At 46.6% G+C, this 18567-nt stretch carries 12 protein-coding genes, 1 tRNA gene and 1 pseudogene; 4 read left to right on the top strand and 10 right to left on the bottom strand.

The window, feature by feature from the left end; genetic code table 11:
• Positions 1-120: 120 nt before the first annotated feature.
• From CJD36_RS17640 to CJD36_RS17650, 3 genes are all read right to left on the bottom strand, one after another.
• Positions 121-792 (bottom strand): hypothetical protein, encoded by a 672-nt coding sequence (locus tag CJD36_RS17640; RefSeq protein ID WP_105040523.1) that lies wholly within the window; start codon positions 790-792, stop codon positions 121-123.
• Between the two features lie 143 nt (positions 793-935).
• Positions 936-1532: a phosphatase PAP2 family protein gene (locus tag CJD36_RS17645; RefSeq protein WP_105040524.1), complete on the bottom strand. Its 597-nt coding sequence runs from the start codon at positions 1530-1532 to the stop codon at positions 936-938.
• A complete protein-coding gene (locus tag CJD36_RS17650) occupies positions 1532-2260 on the bottom strand; it encodes a class I SAM-dependent methyltransferase (protein WP_105040525.1) in 729 nt (242 codons plus the stop codon). Before CJD36_RS17650 ends, CJD36_RS17645 begins: the two co-directional genes overlap by 1 nt.
• A 192-nt stretch (positions 2261-2452) precedes the next feature.
• On the opposite strand from CJD36_RS17650, the gene CJD36_RS17655 reads away from it, so the two are divergent.
• Both CJD36_RS17655 and CJD36_RS17660 read left to right on the top strand, forming a co-directional pair.
• The gene (locus CJD36_RS17655) at positions 2453-3103 is read left to right on the top strand and encodes a tetratricopeptide repeat protein (protein WP_105040526.1); all 651 of its coding nucleotides are present in this window, start codon (positions 2453-2455) and stop codon (positions 3101-3103) included.
• A gap of 138 nt (positions 3104-3241) precedes the next feature.
• Positions 3242-3326, top strand: a tRNA-Leu gene (locus tag CJD36_RS17660).
• Positions 3327-4071: 745 nt separating this feature from the next.
• Here the strand turns inward: CJD36_RS17660 and CJD36_RS24025 are convergent.
• From CJD36_RS24025 to CJD36_RS17685, 5 genes and pseudogenes are all read right to left on the bottom strand, one after another.
• Positions 4072-4899 (bottom strand): annotated as a pseudogene (locus CJD36_RS24025) (recombinase family protein); the annotation flags it as partial.
• Positions 4896-5108, bottom strand: coding sequence for a hypothetical protein (locus CJD36_RS17670; protein WP_105040527.1), 213 nt, complete (start codon positions 5106-5108; stop codon positions 4896-4898). The gene CJD36_RS17670 and the pseudogene CJD36_RS24025, both read right to left, overlap by 4 nt.
• A gap of 90 nt (positions 5109-5198) precedes the next feature.
• Positions 5199-5456, bottom strand: a complete 258-nt coding sequence (locus tag CJD36_RS17675) for a hypothetical protein (protein WP_105040528.1) — start codon at positions 5454-5456, stop codon at positions 5199-5201.
• A gap of 88 nt (positions 5457-5544) precedes the next feature.
• Positions 5545-6399, bottom strand: a complete 855-nt coding sequence (locus tag CJD36_RS17680; RefSeq protein WP_105040529.1) for a hypothetical protein — start codon at positions 6397-6399, stop codon at positions 5545-5547.
• A 14-nt stretch (positions 6400-6413) separates the two neighbouring features.
• On the bottom strand, positions 6414-6695 hold the full coding sequence (locus CJD36_RS17685) for a hypothetical protein (protein WP_105040530.1): 282 nt from the start codon (positions 6693-6695) through the stop codon (positions 6414-6416).
• A 481-nt stretch (positions 6696-7176) separates the two neighbouring features.
• Between CJD36_RS17685 and CJD36_RS23055 the strand changes: the two genes are divergently transcribed.
• Complete coding sequence (locus CJD36_RS23055) at positions 7177-7356, top strand: hypothetical protein (protein WP_133162694.1); 180 nt, start codon at positions 7177-7179, stop codon at positions 7354-7356.
• A gap of 66 nt (positions 7357-7422) precedes the next feature.
• Here CJD36_RS23055 and CJD36_RS17690 read toward each other — a convergent pair whose 3' ends face one another.
• On the bottom strand, positions 7423-8217 hold the full coding sequence (locus tag CJD36_RS17690) for a hypothetical protein (protein ID WP_133162695.1): 795 nt from the start codon (positions 8215-8217) through the stop codon (positions 7423-7425).
• Positions 8218-8555: 338 nt separating this feature from the next.
• Entirely contained in the window at positions 8556-8900 is a 345-nt protein-coding gene (locus CJD36_RS17695) for a helix-turn-helix transcriptional regulator (RefSeq protein WP_105040532.1), read from the bottom strand.
• Between the two features lie 304 nt (positions 8901-9204).
• Between CJD36_RS17695 and CJD36_RS17700 the strand changes: the two genes are divergently transcribed.
• Positions 9205-18552, top strand: a complete 9348-nt coding sequence (locus tag CJD36_RS17700; RefSeq protein ID WP_133162696.1) for a PKD domain-containing protein — start codon at positions 9205-9207, stop codon at positions 18550-18552.
• Positions 18553-18567 lie beyond the last annotated feature (15 nt).

An 18567-nucleotide genomic window follows, 5' to 3' on the forward strand; every position in this document is an offset into this window, starting at 1 on the left:
CACAAAGGTAGTTTATTGAATTCGACAATTTGGCAATGAAAATGACGAATTGAAAAATGTGAAAACCTGCAGGTATGCAGGTATGGGAATTATGTGCTGTTCAAAATAATGAGATTTACTCTATGGTTTGGCGGTATAGTCAGCGCCATTATATACCGCAATTGCCTTCTGCAGCTTGAACTTATTGTTTTCCTTGGAGAATCCAATGGCTATCCAACCGACGAGACCAATACCGGTTAAAGATCCGCTAATGGCATTGACAGCCACATCGTTCTTTTTACTATTAATAGCCAAACCAATCAGACCTGCTGCCATAGCCCCTGCATATGTACACCTGAGGGCATGTTGTGAACGTGCACATTTGTTGTACTTCACCAGCCATTCGTTGGCTGGATGTTCAGCGGGAATTATTTGCTTGAGGTCTTTATAGTTGATAAGCATAATTGCAGGAGATGCAGGTGTACTCATGTACATAATGTTACTTGTTTCCTTATCTATACGATGAGAACCGCCCCCAATGCCATTTACAGGCGTAATAACTGTATTTCTCAGTACAAACTGATACACATCTATACGACCGGAATATACCTTTTTTGCAAAGTCATTGGTTGGCTTTACAACGTGAACATATTCAGTTTTACCATCGCTGTAGCCCGTTACCAGGCTTCTTGGATACCGTTGGTTATCGGCAATAATGACTGTATCTGCTGTTTTAACTTCACCCGCTTCTATTTTGCCCGTATTGATTGTTGTGATATATGGTTTGCCAGATTGTGTTAGCGGTTTACCCATAACAAGGGGCGGGGTCTTACATGATGCGAGTGCGCAAATTGCAATTAAGAGGAGTAGTGAATATTTCATAGAAAGAATTAAGGGTACAATAATAGGCAATTTATGAGGTAGATACATCGCTTAAATACCAAGTAGTCAGTGATTTATTGGCCTTCCAGCGGCTTGGATCGAAGGTCAAAATACCTGTTAAACAATTTACCGGTTAAAGTGCCCGCACAGATACCAATACAAGCCCCTACTGTGACATCGAGCGGATAGTGGACGCCAACGTAGACCTGGGCATAACAAACAACAGCAGCCCATAATATAACGACGGGCCATACCCACTTATAGTACCGGCCTAACGTTATGCCTGTAAAAACGCTGATGGAAAAATGATTAGCGGCATGAGAGGAAGGGAAACTATAGCCCGATCCGCAGGGAACAATGATATGTATGATATCTGAAAGGGCGGGATTATTGCAAGGGCGGAGTCTATGAAAAATTGGCTTCAGGAGTGCTGCGCTTACCTGATCTGATATAATGAAAGAAATAAAGAATAGCAAGCACCACATGGCACCTTTCCTACCATACTTATACGGCATAAACACGGCAAAGAAAAAGTACACTGGGACCCAGAACCATTGGTTTCTCAGGAAGGGCATTACCATGTCGAGCAAGGGGGTGCGCCATTGAATGTTCACATAGTACCAGGCTATGTGATCCCAATAAAGAATGGTATCCTGAAGGCTATTGGGCATTAATCCTTTTTAAATATCATGATCATTCGTGTAGATTCCTCTGCATCATATGGGCCCAACTTATAGTCACCGAAAGTTTCGAGCATAGTCATACCCGCGTCTGCAAACATCAATCTGAAATCCTCCAATGAAAATGTGGCTACTTTCTCTGTGTACTGACGAGGGAATCCTTCCTGATCGACAAATTCAATGTCTTTTAGAATGTGCTTGTTCTCAATGCGCTTCTTTATGTGGAAGTTGATACCGCCACGCTCAATATTGGCTTCGGTAACCATGCCTTTGAGCACTTTACGGTAATTGAGGTAATCTATCACTAATATTCCACCTTTTTTAAGTGCGCCGGCAAAAGCGCGGGCAGCCATGCGGTTATCTCTGTCGTATTTGAAATAGCCGAAGCTGGTAAAAAAGTTGAAGGCGAAATCGAAATAGTTGATATAGAACGGGAAGCGCATATCCTGTACATAAAAGTGCAGGTTGTCGGCCTCATGTGCTTTTGCATGCTCTATACTGGACGGCGATATATCTATGCCCGTAACATCGTAGCCCATTTCGGCCAGGTGAATAGCAAAGCGACCTTCGCCGCAGGCTATATCGAGCATGGAACTACCGGCAGCAGGCTTGATATGGTTGATCAGTTCTACCGTAAAATCATGCGCTTCACATTCGTCCCGGTTTTGGTACAATATCTTGTAAAAGGGGGAACCAAACCAATTTTCGAACCAATCCATTCTATAATAATTATGATTTTACGACAGTGGTGGTAAACAGGCGTACCTACCCCTACTTTCCACAACAAAGAGCAAACTTAGTACAAACCATGTGTTTTAATAGTATTCTACTATGCTAATTTTTTGTCATTACTGACTGTGGTCTATTTCTTACTATCAAAATTGCGGTATATTTGCCGCCCAATTGATATTATGAATTTCAGACACTTTATAGTTAGTTACCGTCTTCCCATTGCAGTGGCACTGCTGGCACTGGGTTTTCTAGTGGGTTTTAAAGTAACCTGGTGGATAGCCTGGATCCCTTTTCTTGTTGCTATTATAATGGTTGTGGCGCATTTTATGATAGGCCCAATGACCTTATTGCAGGGTTTTATGGAGAGTGGAGATATGGAAGGGGCTCAGAAACTGCTGAAGCAGGTAAAGTACCCACAACTGCTTTATAAGCCTGTACGTAGCAGCTACTATATGCTGCAGAGCAATTTTGCCACCATGGGCGATGACCTGGACCTTGCAGAATCTCAGCTTCGTAAGGGGTTGGAGACCGGCATGCCAGAAAAGGAATATGAAGGCACAGCATACCTGCAGCTTGGCGCAATAGCCATGAGAAAGGGGAATACCAAGGAAGCGTTTGAAAATCTGAAGAAATCAGTAGCTATTGGCCTGCCAGATAAGGACAATGAAGCGACAGCCTATATGCAGTTATCGAGCATATGCATACAGCGCCGCGATTTCCGTAATGCCAAAATATACTTCAACAAGGCTAAAGCCTGTAAGTCTAAGAACGCACAGGTAGTGGAGCAGATGAAGGAACTGGCGACGTATATTGCGAGGATACCGGGATAATTTGGTAATTCGGCAATTTGACAATTCGACAATTGTTGTTGAATTTTTCAATTAGTTGAAATTTAAGTTAGTTTTTCTTTTTTGAGATAGGGTGCGTATATTTGCGCTCCCGAAAGGGATTACCTCAGTAATAAAGATGCGGCGATGGCGAAACTGGTAGACGCACTACTTTGAGGTGGTAGCGCCTTTAACGGGCATGGGAGTTCGAATCTCCTTTGCCGCACCGAGGGAGACAAACAGGAATCAACCCCTGTTTGTCTCTTTTCATTTCTGCCTGAAACGCTTGACAGGCTTGCAATAACACAGAATACGGAATTTACTTTCTCAGTTCGAAATGCCTTATTTTTCTTGTTATAGACAATTCCGAGAGGAAATACCAGTTTTTGAAGCCTTTCTTTATGCCCAATATCGCTGGAAGCCCATTCTGTAGCGAGGTTCAGCGATAAGTTTACTGCTCCCTGCAAGGTCGCTATCGGGTTCGAAATGCCAGTAGCCAAACCGGACATCTGTTTTTCTATTTCCTGAAGTTCCTTGGTGTACCGCACAAAGAATTTGTCATAGGTTGCCTTGCCCATTTCCTTCGTAACAAAGTACCCTTCTTCTATATTCTCTATTTTAGCTTTAACCTCGGAATGCTGCTTTTTGTAACTGGCCTCAAGTTCGTAGCTTTCCTTGTTGATCTCGTTCCATTTACTTTCCAGCTTCTTTAATAAAGGCTCTTTTAGGTTTGCCTTGACGTTATAACCCTCAAGCATTTTTATGAACATGGCGTGCATTTCTTTTGCGCTCTTGTTGCATTTGCAGCCTATTGTCCGGCATTTGTAGTACCAAAGGTTCTTTGCCTTCACTATGTACCCTGTAAAGGGCGTATTGCACTCACTGCAACGGACAAATACTTTCAGCGGGATGTCGTCCTGCTGCTTTTTATGGGATACACCATATCCGGGGTTGCTTTGGTGGATTTCATTGACGGCTAAGAACAACTGCTGTGAAATCAGTTTTTCGTGTGTACCCTCGACAATCTTCCCCTCAAGCATCGCATGGCTGAGCAAACCGCAATAAAATGGATTTTTAAAGATTTTAGTCAGGTGTTGTTTGGCTAATGGTATGCCCATGCTCCTGAGCTTTTCGAGTATCTGCTCATTTTTCATCCCCTCGCTCTTCCATACGAACGCCTTGCGTATTTTCTTGCCAGTGCCGTTTACGACTATGCTCCTTACCCCGTTCATCTTAACTACGTCATATCCTATCGGCGGTTTGGCGATCCATATACCTCGGCTGAATTTTTCTTTCATCCCTGTCAATGCCCTTTGCTTACGCAGCTCATTGTCATACTGTGAAAAGATAAAGTGGATGTTCTGCTGGAATATGCCGCTCGGGTGGGAAGTGTCAGTCGGCTGTGCAACGGCATACACTTCTACCCCGTATTTATTGCGGAGGTCTTCAGCCAGCTTTATCGCACCGCCACCCGTACGGCTAAAACGGTCAAGCATGAATACAAGGATGTGAGATACCTTGCCGTTGTTCTTCTTTATAAATTCCAGCATCCGCTGGAACTCTTTACGACCGTCTGTCTTGGCACTCTCATAAGTACCACCGAAATACCCCGCTATTGTTATCCCTGAACGGTGGGCGTACTCTTCTATTGCCTTTTTCTGGCATTCCAGTGATAGGTTTTTGTCATACTGCTCCTTGCCCGACACCCTCGTATAAACTACTGCTGCCTTTATGTCCTTATGAAGCGGTTGGGTATGCCCGGTTTTAGCGAAACGGGAAAAGGTTGATAATGTGCTCATGCTGCTATTTTTGGCTTTTTATGCTGTATTTCATTGCTATATATATTACAATGCAATTTCTGTGCCGCATTTTCGAGTAGGATAGCCGCCAGTAAATCAAGGCTGTCAGCTATCTCCCCGGCTTCCTCGTCCGTATAGTGTTCACAGCCTTTAAAACCCCTCAGCCATTGCCCGGCACTGTTGTCGTCATTTCTTGTTTCATTTGCCATACATCTCCAGTTTTCACGCTTTTGAAATGGAGCATAAAGAAGATAAAATCCCCTTTATGCCCTTATACTACCAACAATGTTGACCCCCGATCAATTACGATCATCATCATCTTCTTCCTCGGCCTCCTCATCATCATCGTCCTCCAGATGGTCATCGATAATGTCGTCTATTTCATGGATGACTTCCCTCTGGTCTTTGTCATATTCTACCTCGACGGTCAGCATGTCGTTTTCTTCATCTGTAGCTACGATGACATGGGGGATCTCATTCTCGATGAGCAGGTCTGCTACTGCGATCAATGCATCCATCGGCACTTCCAATTGCTTTGTTGTTATCGTCTTTTTCATATTGATCTTTTGAATTTTTAGTTTCAGTTATTTCATTGCCCGTTTGTAGGGATCATGGTGGTGCCCGTGTTTTTTTGATATCCATAGTCTATTTTGTAAAGTCCAGGTTAGAGAATTTTATGAATGGAACTATATCGGCAAGCTGGAACCGCAGGCAGATAAGTTTTACTTTGTTTTCTGTCCTCAGCTTAAATCTCACTTCCCTGTCAGCGTTCTTGGCTGCTCGTGCGATATTTTTTTGCCATTCAACCACTTCATTTTTCATGGGATAGTTGGCAGGGATGCTTTTAAAATTTCGTGAAGCGACCATAGCGTTTATCGCTTCCCGTAGCGTGATAAGCGTTTTACGCTCAACTATTGTCCTGTCAAGCCGCAGCAGGTTTTCTATAATACAACGGAAGCGGATACTTACCCACTTAACTTTCTCGATGTCTGAGCTGTACCAGTATTTGTTAGGGTACTGGAACATATGGGATGCCATATCATTGGTATTTGTGTAATCACCGATGTCATCAATGAAATCCGACCGTACCCACCTATACTGCTCTTCTTTTACTGGCTTTGTTTTACGTCCATATAATGCGGGCGCACCATATCCATGATTGCTTTCAGAACGGCGGCCCCTATCCGACTGGCCATCACCCTTTTTAACGTCAAACGTCATTTTATCATTGGGCTGTTCCTCGTAAAGTGGCAGAGGGCGTACAATGTCTGTTTTATCTGTTGGGAAGCCTAACGGTACCGTGTCCTTGATATTGTTGTACTCCTCAGCCGTTCGCTCGTTACTGTCAAGTGGAGTAATGCCGTTACATGAACCAGTTGACTGCGCAGCACGGCTGTAAAATGCCGCTTGCTTACACCTGTCTGAACAGTATTTTCTTGTGCTTCTACAGCCAACGAACGGACTATGGCAGTACGTGCAGTTTTTAGATTGGTTATCCATGTCGTTTGCTTTAATTAGTCATCGTTGCCTTCAATATCAATGTCCAGCCCGGCACTCTGCCCATCTGAACTATACCTGTAGAAACTGTAGTCCGAGGTAAGTATTTTGATGTTTTCCATAGCATCTTTATGATGGGATGATTTTTTGTCTGTATGTGTCCTGATGAGCAGTGTCTGTTCATCATCGTCTATACCTTCTACCGTGAATGCGATTTCGTTGTCGAAGAGGATGCTGAGTACGTCCATCAGGATGTCAAGGTGTACAGTGTGGGACTTGGTTGCTGTATTATGTACCATACAATTATCGTTTTGTTGGTACAAAGATGGGTGCCGTAAAAGCGGTTGGATGCCCCTATTGGGGTACCTATTTTATACTAGCTGAACGTTAACCAAGAAAAAAAAATGTTGCTACCGTTTAACGTAATTATCGTTAAACGACAATTACGTTAAACGGTAATTATACCGCCAGAGGGTACTGCATATGCAGCCCAATTGAAAATATTGTCAACCGTATTCAGGATCAGGTATTGTCTAAACGGGAATTGCGGGGGAGTTACGGGAAATATGGACAGTCAACAATTTCCAGAGAAAGAAAGTGAAAGATAATTAAGGGCGATTGACGGGGAAATTAAGAGGGGATATTTGGCGGTATGCCTCACACAGCTGTAGTTACACCTCCTTGCTTACTTAACCGTAAAACGGCTATATTTTGAATTGTTACAGTAATTTTCAACTACTCTTGTAGGAGGAAATAGTTTCTTATCAAATCAACATAGGAGTGATAGAGGTAACCGATATACGTAAGGGTGGATGCTACAATGCCTTCTCTTCGCCTGTTCTTCTATTGCTTACAGACGTACCAACCAGCTTTGGTGGTCTTGGATGCTGTTCTTTAAAAAAATATGCGTTAAGGCTTGTTGATACTGCTGGAGGTATTTACAGCAACCGTTTAACGTAACAAAAGGAAGCACTGTAAAAATGCGTTCCTTATTGTTACGTTAAACGATAATCCAGTGTCAGAAGGTTAGTCTTTGTATTTTTTCCTTTCGTTAAACGGTAATTCTTTTATAGCTCTTTGGATTTCTTCATCTATCATTTTTACACCACTTTCCAATCCTAAGTCTATGAAATACGGGCGAATGAATTTCAAGTCCTCTATCAGCTTGCCGTCCGTCTTATAATTAGGCATTTGCAGGTATTTTTTATAAATGTCGGAGTTCTGTATCGTAGTGAATTTTGTGCCGGTCAACAGGTGGACAAACCTCGCTATACAGCTCGACGAATTACTATCCCGCCCTTCTATGCCTAAAGATGCTTTTAAGAAATAGTAAATGGCTAACAGCTGCCTTGCCTTTGTAATATCCTTATCGGTTTCATCTGTTACCGCTATGCTGTCGTTTAACGTAATAGGTTCATCCGCTTCTTTTTTATCCGACAGGTAGAGGAAATATAGTGCATTGGATAACGAGCGTTTCGTGTCTTCAAGGAACAGCCCAATTTCTTCATCGGATAAAGATTGCTCCTGCGCACTCTTCATAGCGTTCAGCGTTTCCAGCGGGATAATGTCTTTAGCCCCGAGTACCCGCCTGAAGTCGAAATATTTGTATAGCTGTGCATTTGCATACGGTTGGAGGTCGCTTCTGTATTTCTTCAGCAATTCAGTTTCAGCATCGGCATATTTCCCCCAATCACCTGCATCCTTAGATTGTACATAGTTAATAATGTAATCGATGGCACGTAACAAATGCTCGGTTATCTCTATTTTCTGTGCATGGTTGTAACTACGGATCATTTGGTCATAGTCCGCATCGAACTTCATAAGTAACCGGTTGAATATCTGTAAGCGTGATAGGGGTTCCGTTTGGTTGCTCTCTTTCATCGAACAAATTTAATCAAACAGAAATTGTAAATACAAAACAACATCTTTCAGGACGATGGATCATTAATAAAACAAGACAGCGTCAATCAAAATATTATAAATTTAATTGCGGGGGAATTAGGGGGAATATGCCCGGATATTGCCTTTCAGTGAAAAAAGTGAAATAAAATTAAGGGCGATTAACCGGGAAATTAAAAGAGAATTGCCTAACACCGCTACAGCTATACAGAAGGTACGATAGAGTATAAGCCGACAAACACCGACGATGAATATTGTTGTTATTTCTTGTCTTTTTGCAGAATAGTGATTGTTTCGTCCTTCTCCTTCAACAGACGTTCGTAAAGTTCGATTATCTTGTCCACAGGATTATTCTGGTAAAAGATGCTGTCCGTTATACTTCCTGAATTAAAGATGCTTTGCACCTTTGAATTATCAAGATCCTTTATCATTTCTACAGGGAAGTCAATAATGGCTGCTATGCGGGATAGCAGGTTATCATCTACCTCCTCCGCATTCTCAATTAAACTATAATTCTGCTGGGTCATCTTCAGTCTTTTCGCCACATCCAGTTGCTTGATGCCACGGAAGCTGCGCAGCCTGCTTATGTTACGACCTATATGCATAAATGGTGGCTATTTTTTAATTGCGTTGTAAAATACGAATTTCTTGTAAAACACAAGCAGTTTCCTTGTAACATACAAGTGCGATCCCTTTGATTATACTGGCGCATTAGCTTTTTTTGTCCATAAATAATAATTAAAGAAATATTTTTTAAGGTAATAATCCAACACCCTTAAAAAATCGTCATGGGGGTCTTTTTCACGTATAAACTATCAATTATTGTTTTGTACATTGGCATCCATAATAAAATCTGATAATGCAATTTATTGTTTCATAAAAAGATCATTCACTTCCAAACGTGTATGTATGCAAAAGTTATTCTGTAAGTTTTTCGTATCGCTTCTATTGACCTTTGCAGCGTTCTCTGCAAACGCACTTACCGCCAGCTTCACCGCCGACCATACGTCCGGTTGTACACCATTGCCTGTGCATTTTACGAATACCTCAACAGGTGCTACAAGCTATATCTGGAAGTTCGGCAACGGTTCGCCCAATTCCACCAGCACCAATACGCTTGCATTATACTATACCGGGACTTATACCGTAACATTGGTTGCCTATTACGGCACAGCAAGCGACAGTATGTCGATGGTAATTACCGTCCCGCCCAAACCAATCGTAAGTTTCCATAGCATAAGCACGACCGTATGCGCCTCAGACACCGTGTTTTTTGTCAACACAACTACAGAGTTCGGGCCGACAACCTATCTGTGGGATTTTGGGAACGGAGATACCAGTACCAATCCCAACCCACGGTATGTGTACTCGCAGCCCGGCTACCATACGGTGACACTGATCGCATCCGATACCCTCGGTTGTGATACCTCAATTACACGCACGGCATATATTTTCAGTGATACGGCTATCAACGCAGGCTTCAATGTTACCCGCACCTATTTCTGCAAGGCTCCTGCTGTAGAGGTATTCACATCTACATCTACGGGCGGCACCCATCCTTACACCTTTCTGTGGCATTTCGGGAACGGTGACAGTTCCTTTGCCACTTCACCGACGTACACCTATACCGTTGCAGGAAGTGACACCGCTACACTGACAATTACTGATGCCCACGGGTGTACCAAAAGTTTCTCAAGGATAATTACCATAAGCGTACCGTATGCCTCATTTACGGCTGATACCGGATTATGCGCCAATTTTTCTGACACGTTCACCAACACAAGCTTTACGACCGTACCTACCAACACCTACAGGTGGTTGTTCGGTGACGGCATAATAAGCACCCTGACCAGCCCTGTGCATACATACACAGCTTCAGGCACATATACCGTAAGCCTGACGACAAACAACGGGCAGACATGCAGGGATACAGTCAAACAAATAGTTACGGTATGGCCTGTACCGTCGTCCGGCATCACCGCTACGCCTGCCAGCCCATGCCCGCCATCAACTACGATCAATTATACAAGCACGGGCACGTCAGGCGATACCGTCAACTGGTATTTTGGTGACGGCGCAATGGGAACGGGCACCTCCATATCCAATACCTACACGTCCGCCGAGCTGGACACAGTAGCGATGGTAGGTGGGGCGAATATCAACACGCTGAAGATAGATACAACCACAATGATTGTCATAAACCCATACGGGTGCAGGGACACCGTCACGCACGTTGATACCATACGGGATCTGATACTTGTTTTCGGCCTTCCCGGCTACGGGGGATGCGTCCCGCTTACACGCAGCTTTTCCATAAGCGCGATAACAACGGTTCCATTCGCCGTTGGCCCTTATCCGTTCGCCATAGTTTCCTACACTTGGAATTTCGGGGATGGCAGTGCCACCTCGACGGGTGCCACGCCTTCGCATACTTACACTGCCGCTGGCAGCTACGCCCTTTCATGTACGGTAACAACGGCAAACGGCTGTACGGCAACTGAGACCACGGGCGTTTCAGTCGGCACTCCTTCCACGGTATCGCTGACCGCCTCGCCCAGCCATGTATGCGTGGGTTCAGATGTTGGCCTGACTGCCATCAGGACTTCCGGGTTCTCGACCAGCTATTTCTGGAACTTCGGCGACGGCCAGTTATACCAGAACGCCCCTTACAGCGGCGGGAGCGACGGTGAGCCGCATAGCTACACTACTCCGGGAACATATCACGTAACGGTTACCATTGCAAACGGTGGCTGCTCGGGCAATACTGCGTCCGCCACAGTCATCGTCGATTCTCCGGCTGCGATCATCGGATTGCGCTACGATTGCGCTGGCGGCAATACCGTCACGCTGTACAATAATTCGATAGGCGCTGATTCCGTCCTGTGGACACTGAGCGATGCTACTACCTCTACTGCCGATACGCTGGTACATACATTTGCGGCATCTTCGAATACAGCAACACTATGGGTACGTAATATCGCCAGCGGTTGCAGCAATACCATTAGCGTACCTATCGATATTTACCAGATCACGCCGTCATTTACAGCGGATGATACAGCTATCTGCAGGGATATGGTGGTACACTTTACGCCTTATATCTCTGGCGGTGTACCCGACAGCGTCTATACATGGCTGGTGAATGGTGCCAATACAGCTACATCCACGCCCGTTGCCCCGTTGTTTACAGATACCTTTCACAGTACAGGTATCTATACGGTTAGTATCGTTACCCATGATATCGTTCACGGGTGCTGGGATACTGCAAGCCGGAGTATTACCGTGGCGAAGCCCGTCGCAAATTTCACCGTGTCGCCCATATCAGGTTGCAGCCCGCTGCCTGTTACCTTCACGAATACAAGTACAGACGTTGCGGGGATTACTTTCACCAATTTCCAGTGGCAATTCGGTGATGGCAGTACGCCAGTGTCCGGCTCATCCCCTACCGTCGTCCATACCTATTCCATTCCCAATACGATAACATCGGCAATATTTACCGACACGCTTATCGTCACCGACAATATCGGGTGCAAGGATACGCTGGTATTGCCCGATGTGGATACTGTGATGCGTGTCCGTGCCAATTTCAGCAGCCCTTCTTCAGTCTGCCTGGGCAGCACGATAACCTTTACTAACACTTCGACATCTCCTTTCGGCGATGGCCGTTCCTACTACTGGACATTCGGTGATGCGACGAACAGCACCGTTACATCCCTGTCGCACCTGTATGGTACGGTAGGCAATTATACGGTAGCCTTATATACGACCGATACCGTCAGGGGCTGCATTGACAGCTTTAAAAAGATAATAACGGTCAGCCATCCTACCGCTGCATTCACGATGAGCGATTCTACTGCGCTCTGCGCCCCGCTGACCGTTTATTTTACCAATACCAGCACGGGTATTCCTGCAACTGGTTCCAATTCCGAATGGACTTTCGGAAATGGCAATACGTCCATTATCCGGTCGCCTAATGCAACATATACGTCACCGGGCATACATACTGTGCAATTGATAGTGACCAATGCACAGGGCTGCAAGGACACTGCCTACGGGCATGTAACCTTGTTCGGCTATTCGGGGGATTTTTCATACGATACAATGGGCTGTATGCCATTTACTGCACACTTTGCCACGATAGCAGGTACAGGGGCTGACAGTGTTACGTGGATATTCGGGGACGACAGCATCGTCAACACGTCATCATCCACGATTTCCCATATTTATACCCATGGAGGCATCTACACTCCTACAGTAATATTAGGCAATGCAACTGGCTGCAACGTAGCCAGCTCCGGCTCGGTGGCGATACGTGTAGATTCGGTTGCTGCCCACATCGCCACATCGCCCAATCCGGTTTGCCCGAATACGAACATTACATTTACGGGTACAGGCAACAGCTATTTTTCAACGGTAACGGGTTGGCACTGGCAGTTTGCAGGTTCAGACACAAGTAACCTCAACCCCGCTATCTATTCGTATTCCCTGAGTGGAACCTACGTTGCCAGCGTCATAGCCACGGATGGATGGGGCTGCACAACAACGGCTACAGACACGATCCTGATCTATCCTGTTCCGGGGCCGATCATCGGGATTGACAGCCTTTGCGTGGGAAGCTCTTTCCCGTTCTCTGATACGACAACAGGCGGCGTATGGATAAGTGATGACCAAGCGATTGCGGGCGTTGGAGGTTCTGGTATAGTCACCGGGGTATCTGCTGGTACAACAACCATCTCTTATATAGTTACGAACGTGTTTGGCTGCTCTGCTATCCTTACTTTCCCTATAACGATCCTTGCGCTTCCTGATTCTGGTGTTATAAGTGGTATAGATAGCGTGTGCATTGGCAGCACAACTCCTCTGGCAGAGTCTGTTCCAGGAGGTGTATGGTCTAGCAGCGACACCACAATAGCCAGCATCGATGCTTTTGGTACTGTCAGCGGAATCACACTGGGTGTCGTCACTATCTCCTATACGGTTCACGACAGTTTCTGCTCCAACGTGGCCATCTTTACATTTAAAGTAGTAACGCTTCCGGCTGTTCCTCCTATCACCGGTTTTGATACGCTCTGCGTCATCGGCTCGGACCAGCTTTTCAATGCATTTCCGGGCGGCGTCTGGTCGAGCCTTGATCCCAGCATTGCTTTCGTTGACGCTGTTACGGGTGTAGTATCAGGTGTTTCGATTGGCTTTGCCACCATAGCCTATGACGTGACTAACGCCTGCGGCACTACGCAGGTAACCAAACTAATAAATGTTATCCCGCTTGATCCTCCCATATTCGGACCTCATTCGGTATGTTCGGGTTCTACGATCCCGCTGAATACAACAGTAGGAGGTGGAACATGGACAAGCGACGATCCGACAATAGCGGATGTTGATGTTGTAACGGGAGTAGTGACCGGCATTTCGACAGGCACTACCATGATACGGTACACGGGTGTTAGTGCCTGCGGGCCGTATTCAGTGGAGCATCAGGTGAGCGTTAATACAGCACCGTACATCACGACGAATTCTATGGTTGCCTGCCAGACATTGAGCAGCACAAAGGCAGGGCCGCAGATTATTTCAGGCTCCGGGGATTGCATAAAAGTGTGCGACAGTACCATTGTCCGCTACTATGGAAACGGCGTGAGCGGCAGTGTCTATACCTGGGCCATAGCCGGAGGGACGATTGTACAGAATTATGGTGATAGTATTGACGTGTTCTGGCCCGCTGCCGGAACTATGGGTAGCATTACGGTAACCGATACGTTCAGCCACTGTATTGGTACCGCAAGCGCATGCATACTCGTAATACAAAGGCCGCACGCGTATTTCACGGCCAGCGCAATAAATGTATGCGCCGGGAACACCGTGTACTTTACCAACCTCTCCACCGCCGACCCGCTTTCCCCTATAGTGTCGTACCACTGGGATTTTGGAGACGGTACCGGGTCGGTGTCGATAAACCCAAGCCACGTATACAGTACGGCGGGCATCAACGCGCAGGTGACGCTAGTGGTAAGGAATGCCTGCAATTGTTCCGATACGTTCAGGCTTGTACTGATCCTGCACAAGGATCCGGGGGTGCAGATAACCTGCCCTGCAGCAGTATGTGACAGCGAGTTCGCTACCTACAGCATTCCCGCCTCCGGTTGTGCCCCTGCATGGAATGTAACAAGCGGTTCTATAATCTCGGGTAACGGGACGCCATCGATAGTAGTGCAATGGGATGCTTCCGGCGGCGGGTTCGGCACGGTAAATGTGACCGACCCGTGCGCAGCATGCATTGATACGTCCACAATAAAGATACCTATAATCGCGGACGCCCCAATTTCGGGACCGAGCGTGGTCTGTACAGATAAGGAATATGAATACACGCTGCCGCTCTGGCCGGGTACCCAATACCAGTGGGGCGTATTGGGCTTCCCGAGTGTCAAGGTCATGTACAGCAATGATTACCGGCTAGTAGTGAACTTTCCTGCGCCGGGAACCTACACGCTACATGCATGGTACCAGAACGAAATAAAAATGTGCGGCGGCAACGTATTCAGGACGATCACGGTGCAGCAAACAGATTCTATATTAGGCAATACGACAGTCTGCCCGAATAGCCCGGAAACATACAGCCTTATCGGCGGAGCTACTGCCACATGGACAGTTTCAGACATGGCAGGAACTGTCATTGCAACTGCGACAGGTACCTCATTTACCAATACCTTCACTGCATCAGGCACATACCTGCTTACGGCTACCGGCGCATTCTGCTCCGATCCGCTGACCATCAATGTGCTCAACTCGCCACCTGCCGTAGATAGCGTCCATGGGCAGGATACTGTCTGCCTTAACTATGCGTACACGTATACTGCGTATTCCGACGTGCCGGGAACCATTTATGAATGGCAGGCAATAGGCGGTTTTGTGATCCCATCTACGGGCAGCCCAGTGGTAACTGCGGTATGGTCTGGCGGCAGTCCGATGATGCTGATAGTAAGCAGGGTGAGCACGATCCCGCCTTATTGCAGCGGCCCGTCTGACACGATAAATATCATGCAGGAAGTTATCAATCCGTACATTATTGGCGACACTGTCGTATGCGCCAACTCATCAATAAAATACTATACCGATTTTACGCGCGGAGAATGGTACGAGTGGACAGTTTACCCGACAACGGCAGGAAGTGTTATCCTGGGCGAACACACGCCTATAGCGCATATCCTGTGGAACAACGTTCCGGGAATAACGCCTGCAACGGCAGACGTAGTACTGACCGTGCATAAATGCGACAGTGTATTTACGGACACTGCCCATATAGTCATCACCCCGACACCTCCGGTAACGCTGACGATCACTCCGAATCCCACATGCCCCGGAAGCGCAGTGGCATTCACGTCCACGGTGGGCGGCCTTAGCTACGCATGGAATTTTGGTGATGGTACACCGATTCTAATAACGATGACCAACACAGCAACGCATGTGTATCCACCCAACCTTACGACAGGCATAATCTCTTATCCTGCACAGGTTACCGTTCTTCCAGACTATACTTTTCATTGCCCCATTTCCGGCGTTGCGGGAGGTTACGAGGACGTACTTCCCGGTCCAGTGGCTTATGCATATTCCACTGGACCAATCTCGTGCGATACCACGGCATTTATCGGTACTGTTACGGATAATGTGGGGACTATCTCCTACCAATGGTATAAAAACGGCACGGCAGTTACCGGCGCAACGGGACCAACATTCCACGGGAACACACCGGGAATGTTCAGCTTTACCGCAACTTGTGCCAACGGCTGTTTCGATACGTCAAATTATGTGCATGCAGACTCCTGCAATAGTGATACGATTACATGTGTGGGAGTGCAGCCGATTGTTTTAAATGCGACGATTACTGCGGGCTGTAATTCCCTGCATCTTGCCGGCACTACAACAGGCCTCTCGCCGAGATGGGGTTTGGTGTCAGGCGGTGTACTTGATACAGCGGTTATAGCGCCGGGCCTTGACGCAGACGTAGTATGCATGGTGCCGGGGATATATGATTTTGTATTCAGCGCCGTTAATCCATACGATACGTGCGACTCTCCCAATGTCAGCAGGGGTATCAACAGGCGGGTCATTGTGCCGCTTGTAGCAGACTATCTCTTTTCGTTGCATTGTGGCACCGGCGGGTACGATACGGTGTTGCTACAGGATCATTCTTCTTTCCTGCCGGGTTATCTGATCACTGGTATTGATTGGATAAATATGACCACAGGAACAATGATTGGAACTGGATGGCCCAACCTGAGTGTTGCTCTGTTAGCGCCGGGAACATACCAGATCGTGGAGTACGTATACTACATTGACGGGTCGGATCCTCTTGCCACTGTCCAAAACTGCTCGGTCATACACACCATCGTCCTGCCTTCTGCGCCTACAGCATCCTTCACATCTGCGGTGTCGCCGATATGCTCACAGGTGCCAATTACATTCACTCCTACTACATCAGGCGGTATAGTTCAGTATAATTGGGATTTCGGGGATGGATCAGGTAGTTTACTAACGAATCCTCAACGGGCTTATACATGGAATATAACAGATCCCGATCCTCTCCCTGAATCGGTGACTTTGACAGTTACAGATACGATTGGTTGTACAGCCACTGCGGTTGATACGGTTGAAGTTCGAAGAAATCGTTTAAGTGGCGATTTGGGAGGTAATGTTGTAGCATGTTCAGATAATGCGCCGGTGGTTTTAGGGTACACCTCTGTACCGGGGTTTGCTACGCCAACATCATACTTATGGTCAACAGGTGCTACGTCTGACACCATTGCTGTCGATACTTCTGGTGCATATTGGCTAACGGTGTATGGAGCATACCAGTGCCAGTTCACCACATTTCCGGCAACACAGGTGGGCATTTTAAAAGTACCATCTTTGGGCATTGTTGGAGCGCAGTCTTATTGCGAAGGAGATACCGTCAGGCTTTCCGGATATGTGGGAAACAGCGTTATTTACGAATGGTACAGGGACGGCAGCCCGGACGGAACATTGTCATCGGTAGCTGACGGCGGGCTTCCGGCAGGAACCTACGTTTACCAGTTGGTGCGCACCCTTATGATTGGGGGAGTTCCTTATTGCACAGATACGCTTGCAGATACGATCCAAATTTACAAGTTGCCGAAACAGCCGAAAATTTCCGGTCCTATTGCCATCGATTGTGCCACATACCAGATAGAGCTTGATGCTTCGGCTGGTGTGTCCGGCACATTCAACTGGAGCGATGGTACTGCGGGGGCAATAAATACGAATATATATACCGGTGGACCGTACGAGGTATGGTTTACCGATATTAATGGTTGCCAGAGCAGTAATACCGTATCAGTGCCGCCGCCGCCATCCTGGTTTTTCCAGTATTTCCCTTCGGGATGTTATACAGTATGCGTAGAATCTTTGCCGCAAATATTATATGGCCCTCCTAACCAGATATTCGATTCATGGGAGTGGCAGGAAGCAGGCAACCCTAGTCCGCTAAGTTCAGGGAGTATGAGCCCGGTTGCGCCGTATGGTGTCACCCACAACGGTTCCTATAATTGGTGGCTCTCTAACGGGCTTTGTAAAGAGGCGTCCGACTATATGGATCTTTCTATAGATAAGTGCAGCAATTGTGGCAATGGCACAGTAAGTGGAGTGCTTACCTGCACTGCTGGCAATCCTGCCAGCTACACAATAGACATAACCGTAGCCGGTCTTCCCACAGGTACAACCTTTACATCGGGTACCGACATTGGTCCCATTGGTTTCTTTTCAGGAGTGCTTACGGGCACTAGCCCTTATTTGCTCTCGCTGACGTTTACCACTTTGTACCTTCCTCCCCCAAGTGACATGATACTGAAAATGGTATTCACGCTTCCAATCGGAAGCAAGTGCTATCTCGAAGATTCTGTATCCATTCCATTTTGTCCATGGGTAGCTGAACGTTCCGGAGATACAAGTACTACAAAGACTGATGGCGGTGTGCGCATGGCCAACGAGATCACCAGCGCCATGCTCGTGTACCCCAATCCTGCTTCGGGCGCAGTAACGGTGTCTTTTGATTACGGTACTGATGTTTACGAACATCGTAGTCTCGCCGTGTATGACATCATGGGCAGAAAAATCGGACAGGAAATTCCTTCGCAATTGCATGATACCTGGAATGTGAATACTGCCGATTGGTCGCCGGGAATATATATCATCCGTATGGAAGCGGATGGGAGGATGCTGCACACGCAACGAGTTGTAGTGTCCCACTAAAATAATACTCATCTA

The organism is Flavipsychrobacter stenotrophus, from assembly GCF_002954265.1.
Classification (GTDB): Bacteria; Bacteroidota; Bacteroidia; order Chitinophagales; family Chitinophagaceae; genus Flavipsychrobacter; species Flavipsychrobacter stenotrophus.

Coding starts and splice junctions, on each gene's coding strand:
- CJD36_RS17690 (WP_133162695.1), bottom strand. CDS start 8,217: ATGAAGTTCGATGCGGACTATGACCAAATGATCCGTAGTTACAACCAT.
- CJD36_RS17640 (WP_105040523.1), bottom strand. CDS start 792: ATGGGTAAACCGCTAACACAATCTGGCAAACCATATATCACAACAATC.
- CJD36_RS17695 (WP_105040532.1), bottom strand. CDS start 8,900: ATGCATATAGGTCGTAACATAAGCAGGCTGCGCAGCTTCCGTGGCATC.
- CJD36_RS17650 (WP_105040525.1), bottom strand. CDS start 2,260: ATGGATTGGTTCGAAAATTGGTTTGGTTCCCCCTTTTACAAGATATTG.
- CJD36_RS17645 (WP_105040524.1), bottom strand. CDS start 1,532: ATGCCCAATAGCCTTCAGGATACCATTCTTTATTGGGATCACATAGCC.
- CJD36_RS17670 (WP_105040527.1), bottom strand. CDS start 5,108: ATGGCAAATGAAACAAGAAATGACGACAACAGTGCCGGGCAATGGCTG.
- CJD36_RS17680 (WP_105040529.1), bottom strand. CDS start 6,399: ATGGATAACCAATCTAAAAACTGCACGTACTGCCATAGTCCGTTCGTT.
- CJD36_RS17675 (WP_105040528.1), bottom strand. CDS start 5,456: ATGAAAAAGACGATAACAACAAAGCAATTGGAAGTGCCGATGGATGCA.
- CJD36_RS17700 (WP_133162696.1), top strand. CDS start 9,205: ATGCAAAAGTTATTCTGTAAGTTTTTCGTATCGCTTCTATTGACCTTT.
- CJD36_RS17655 (WP_105040526.1), top strand. CDS start 2,453: ATGAATTTCAGACACTTTATAGTTAGTTACCGTCTTCCCATTGCAGTG.
- CJD36_RS17685 (WP_105040530.1), bottom strand. CDS start 6,695: ATGGTACATAATACAGCAACCAAGTCCCACACTGTACACCTTGACATC.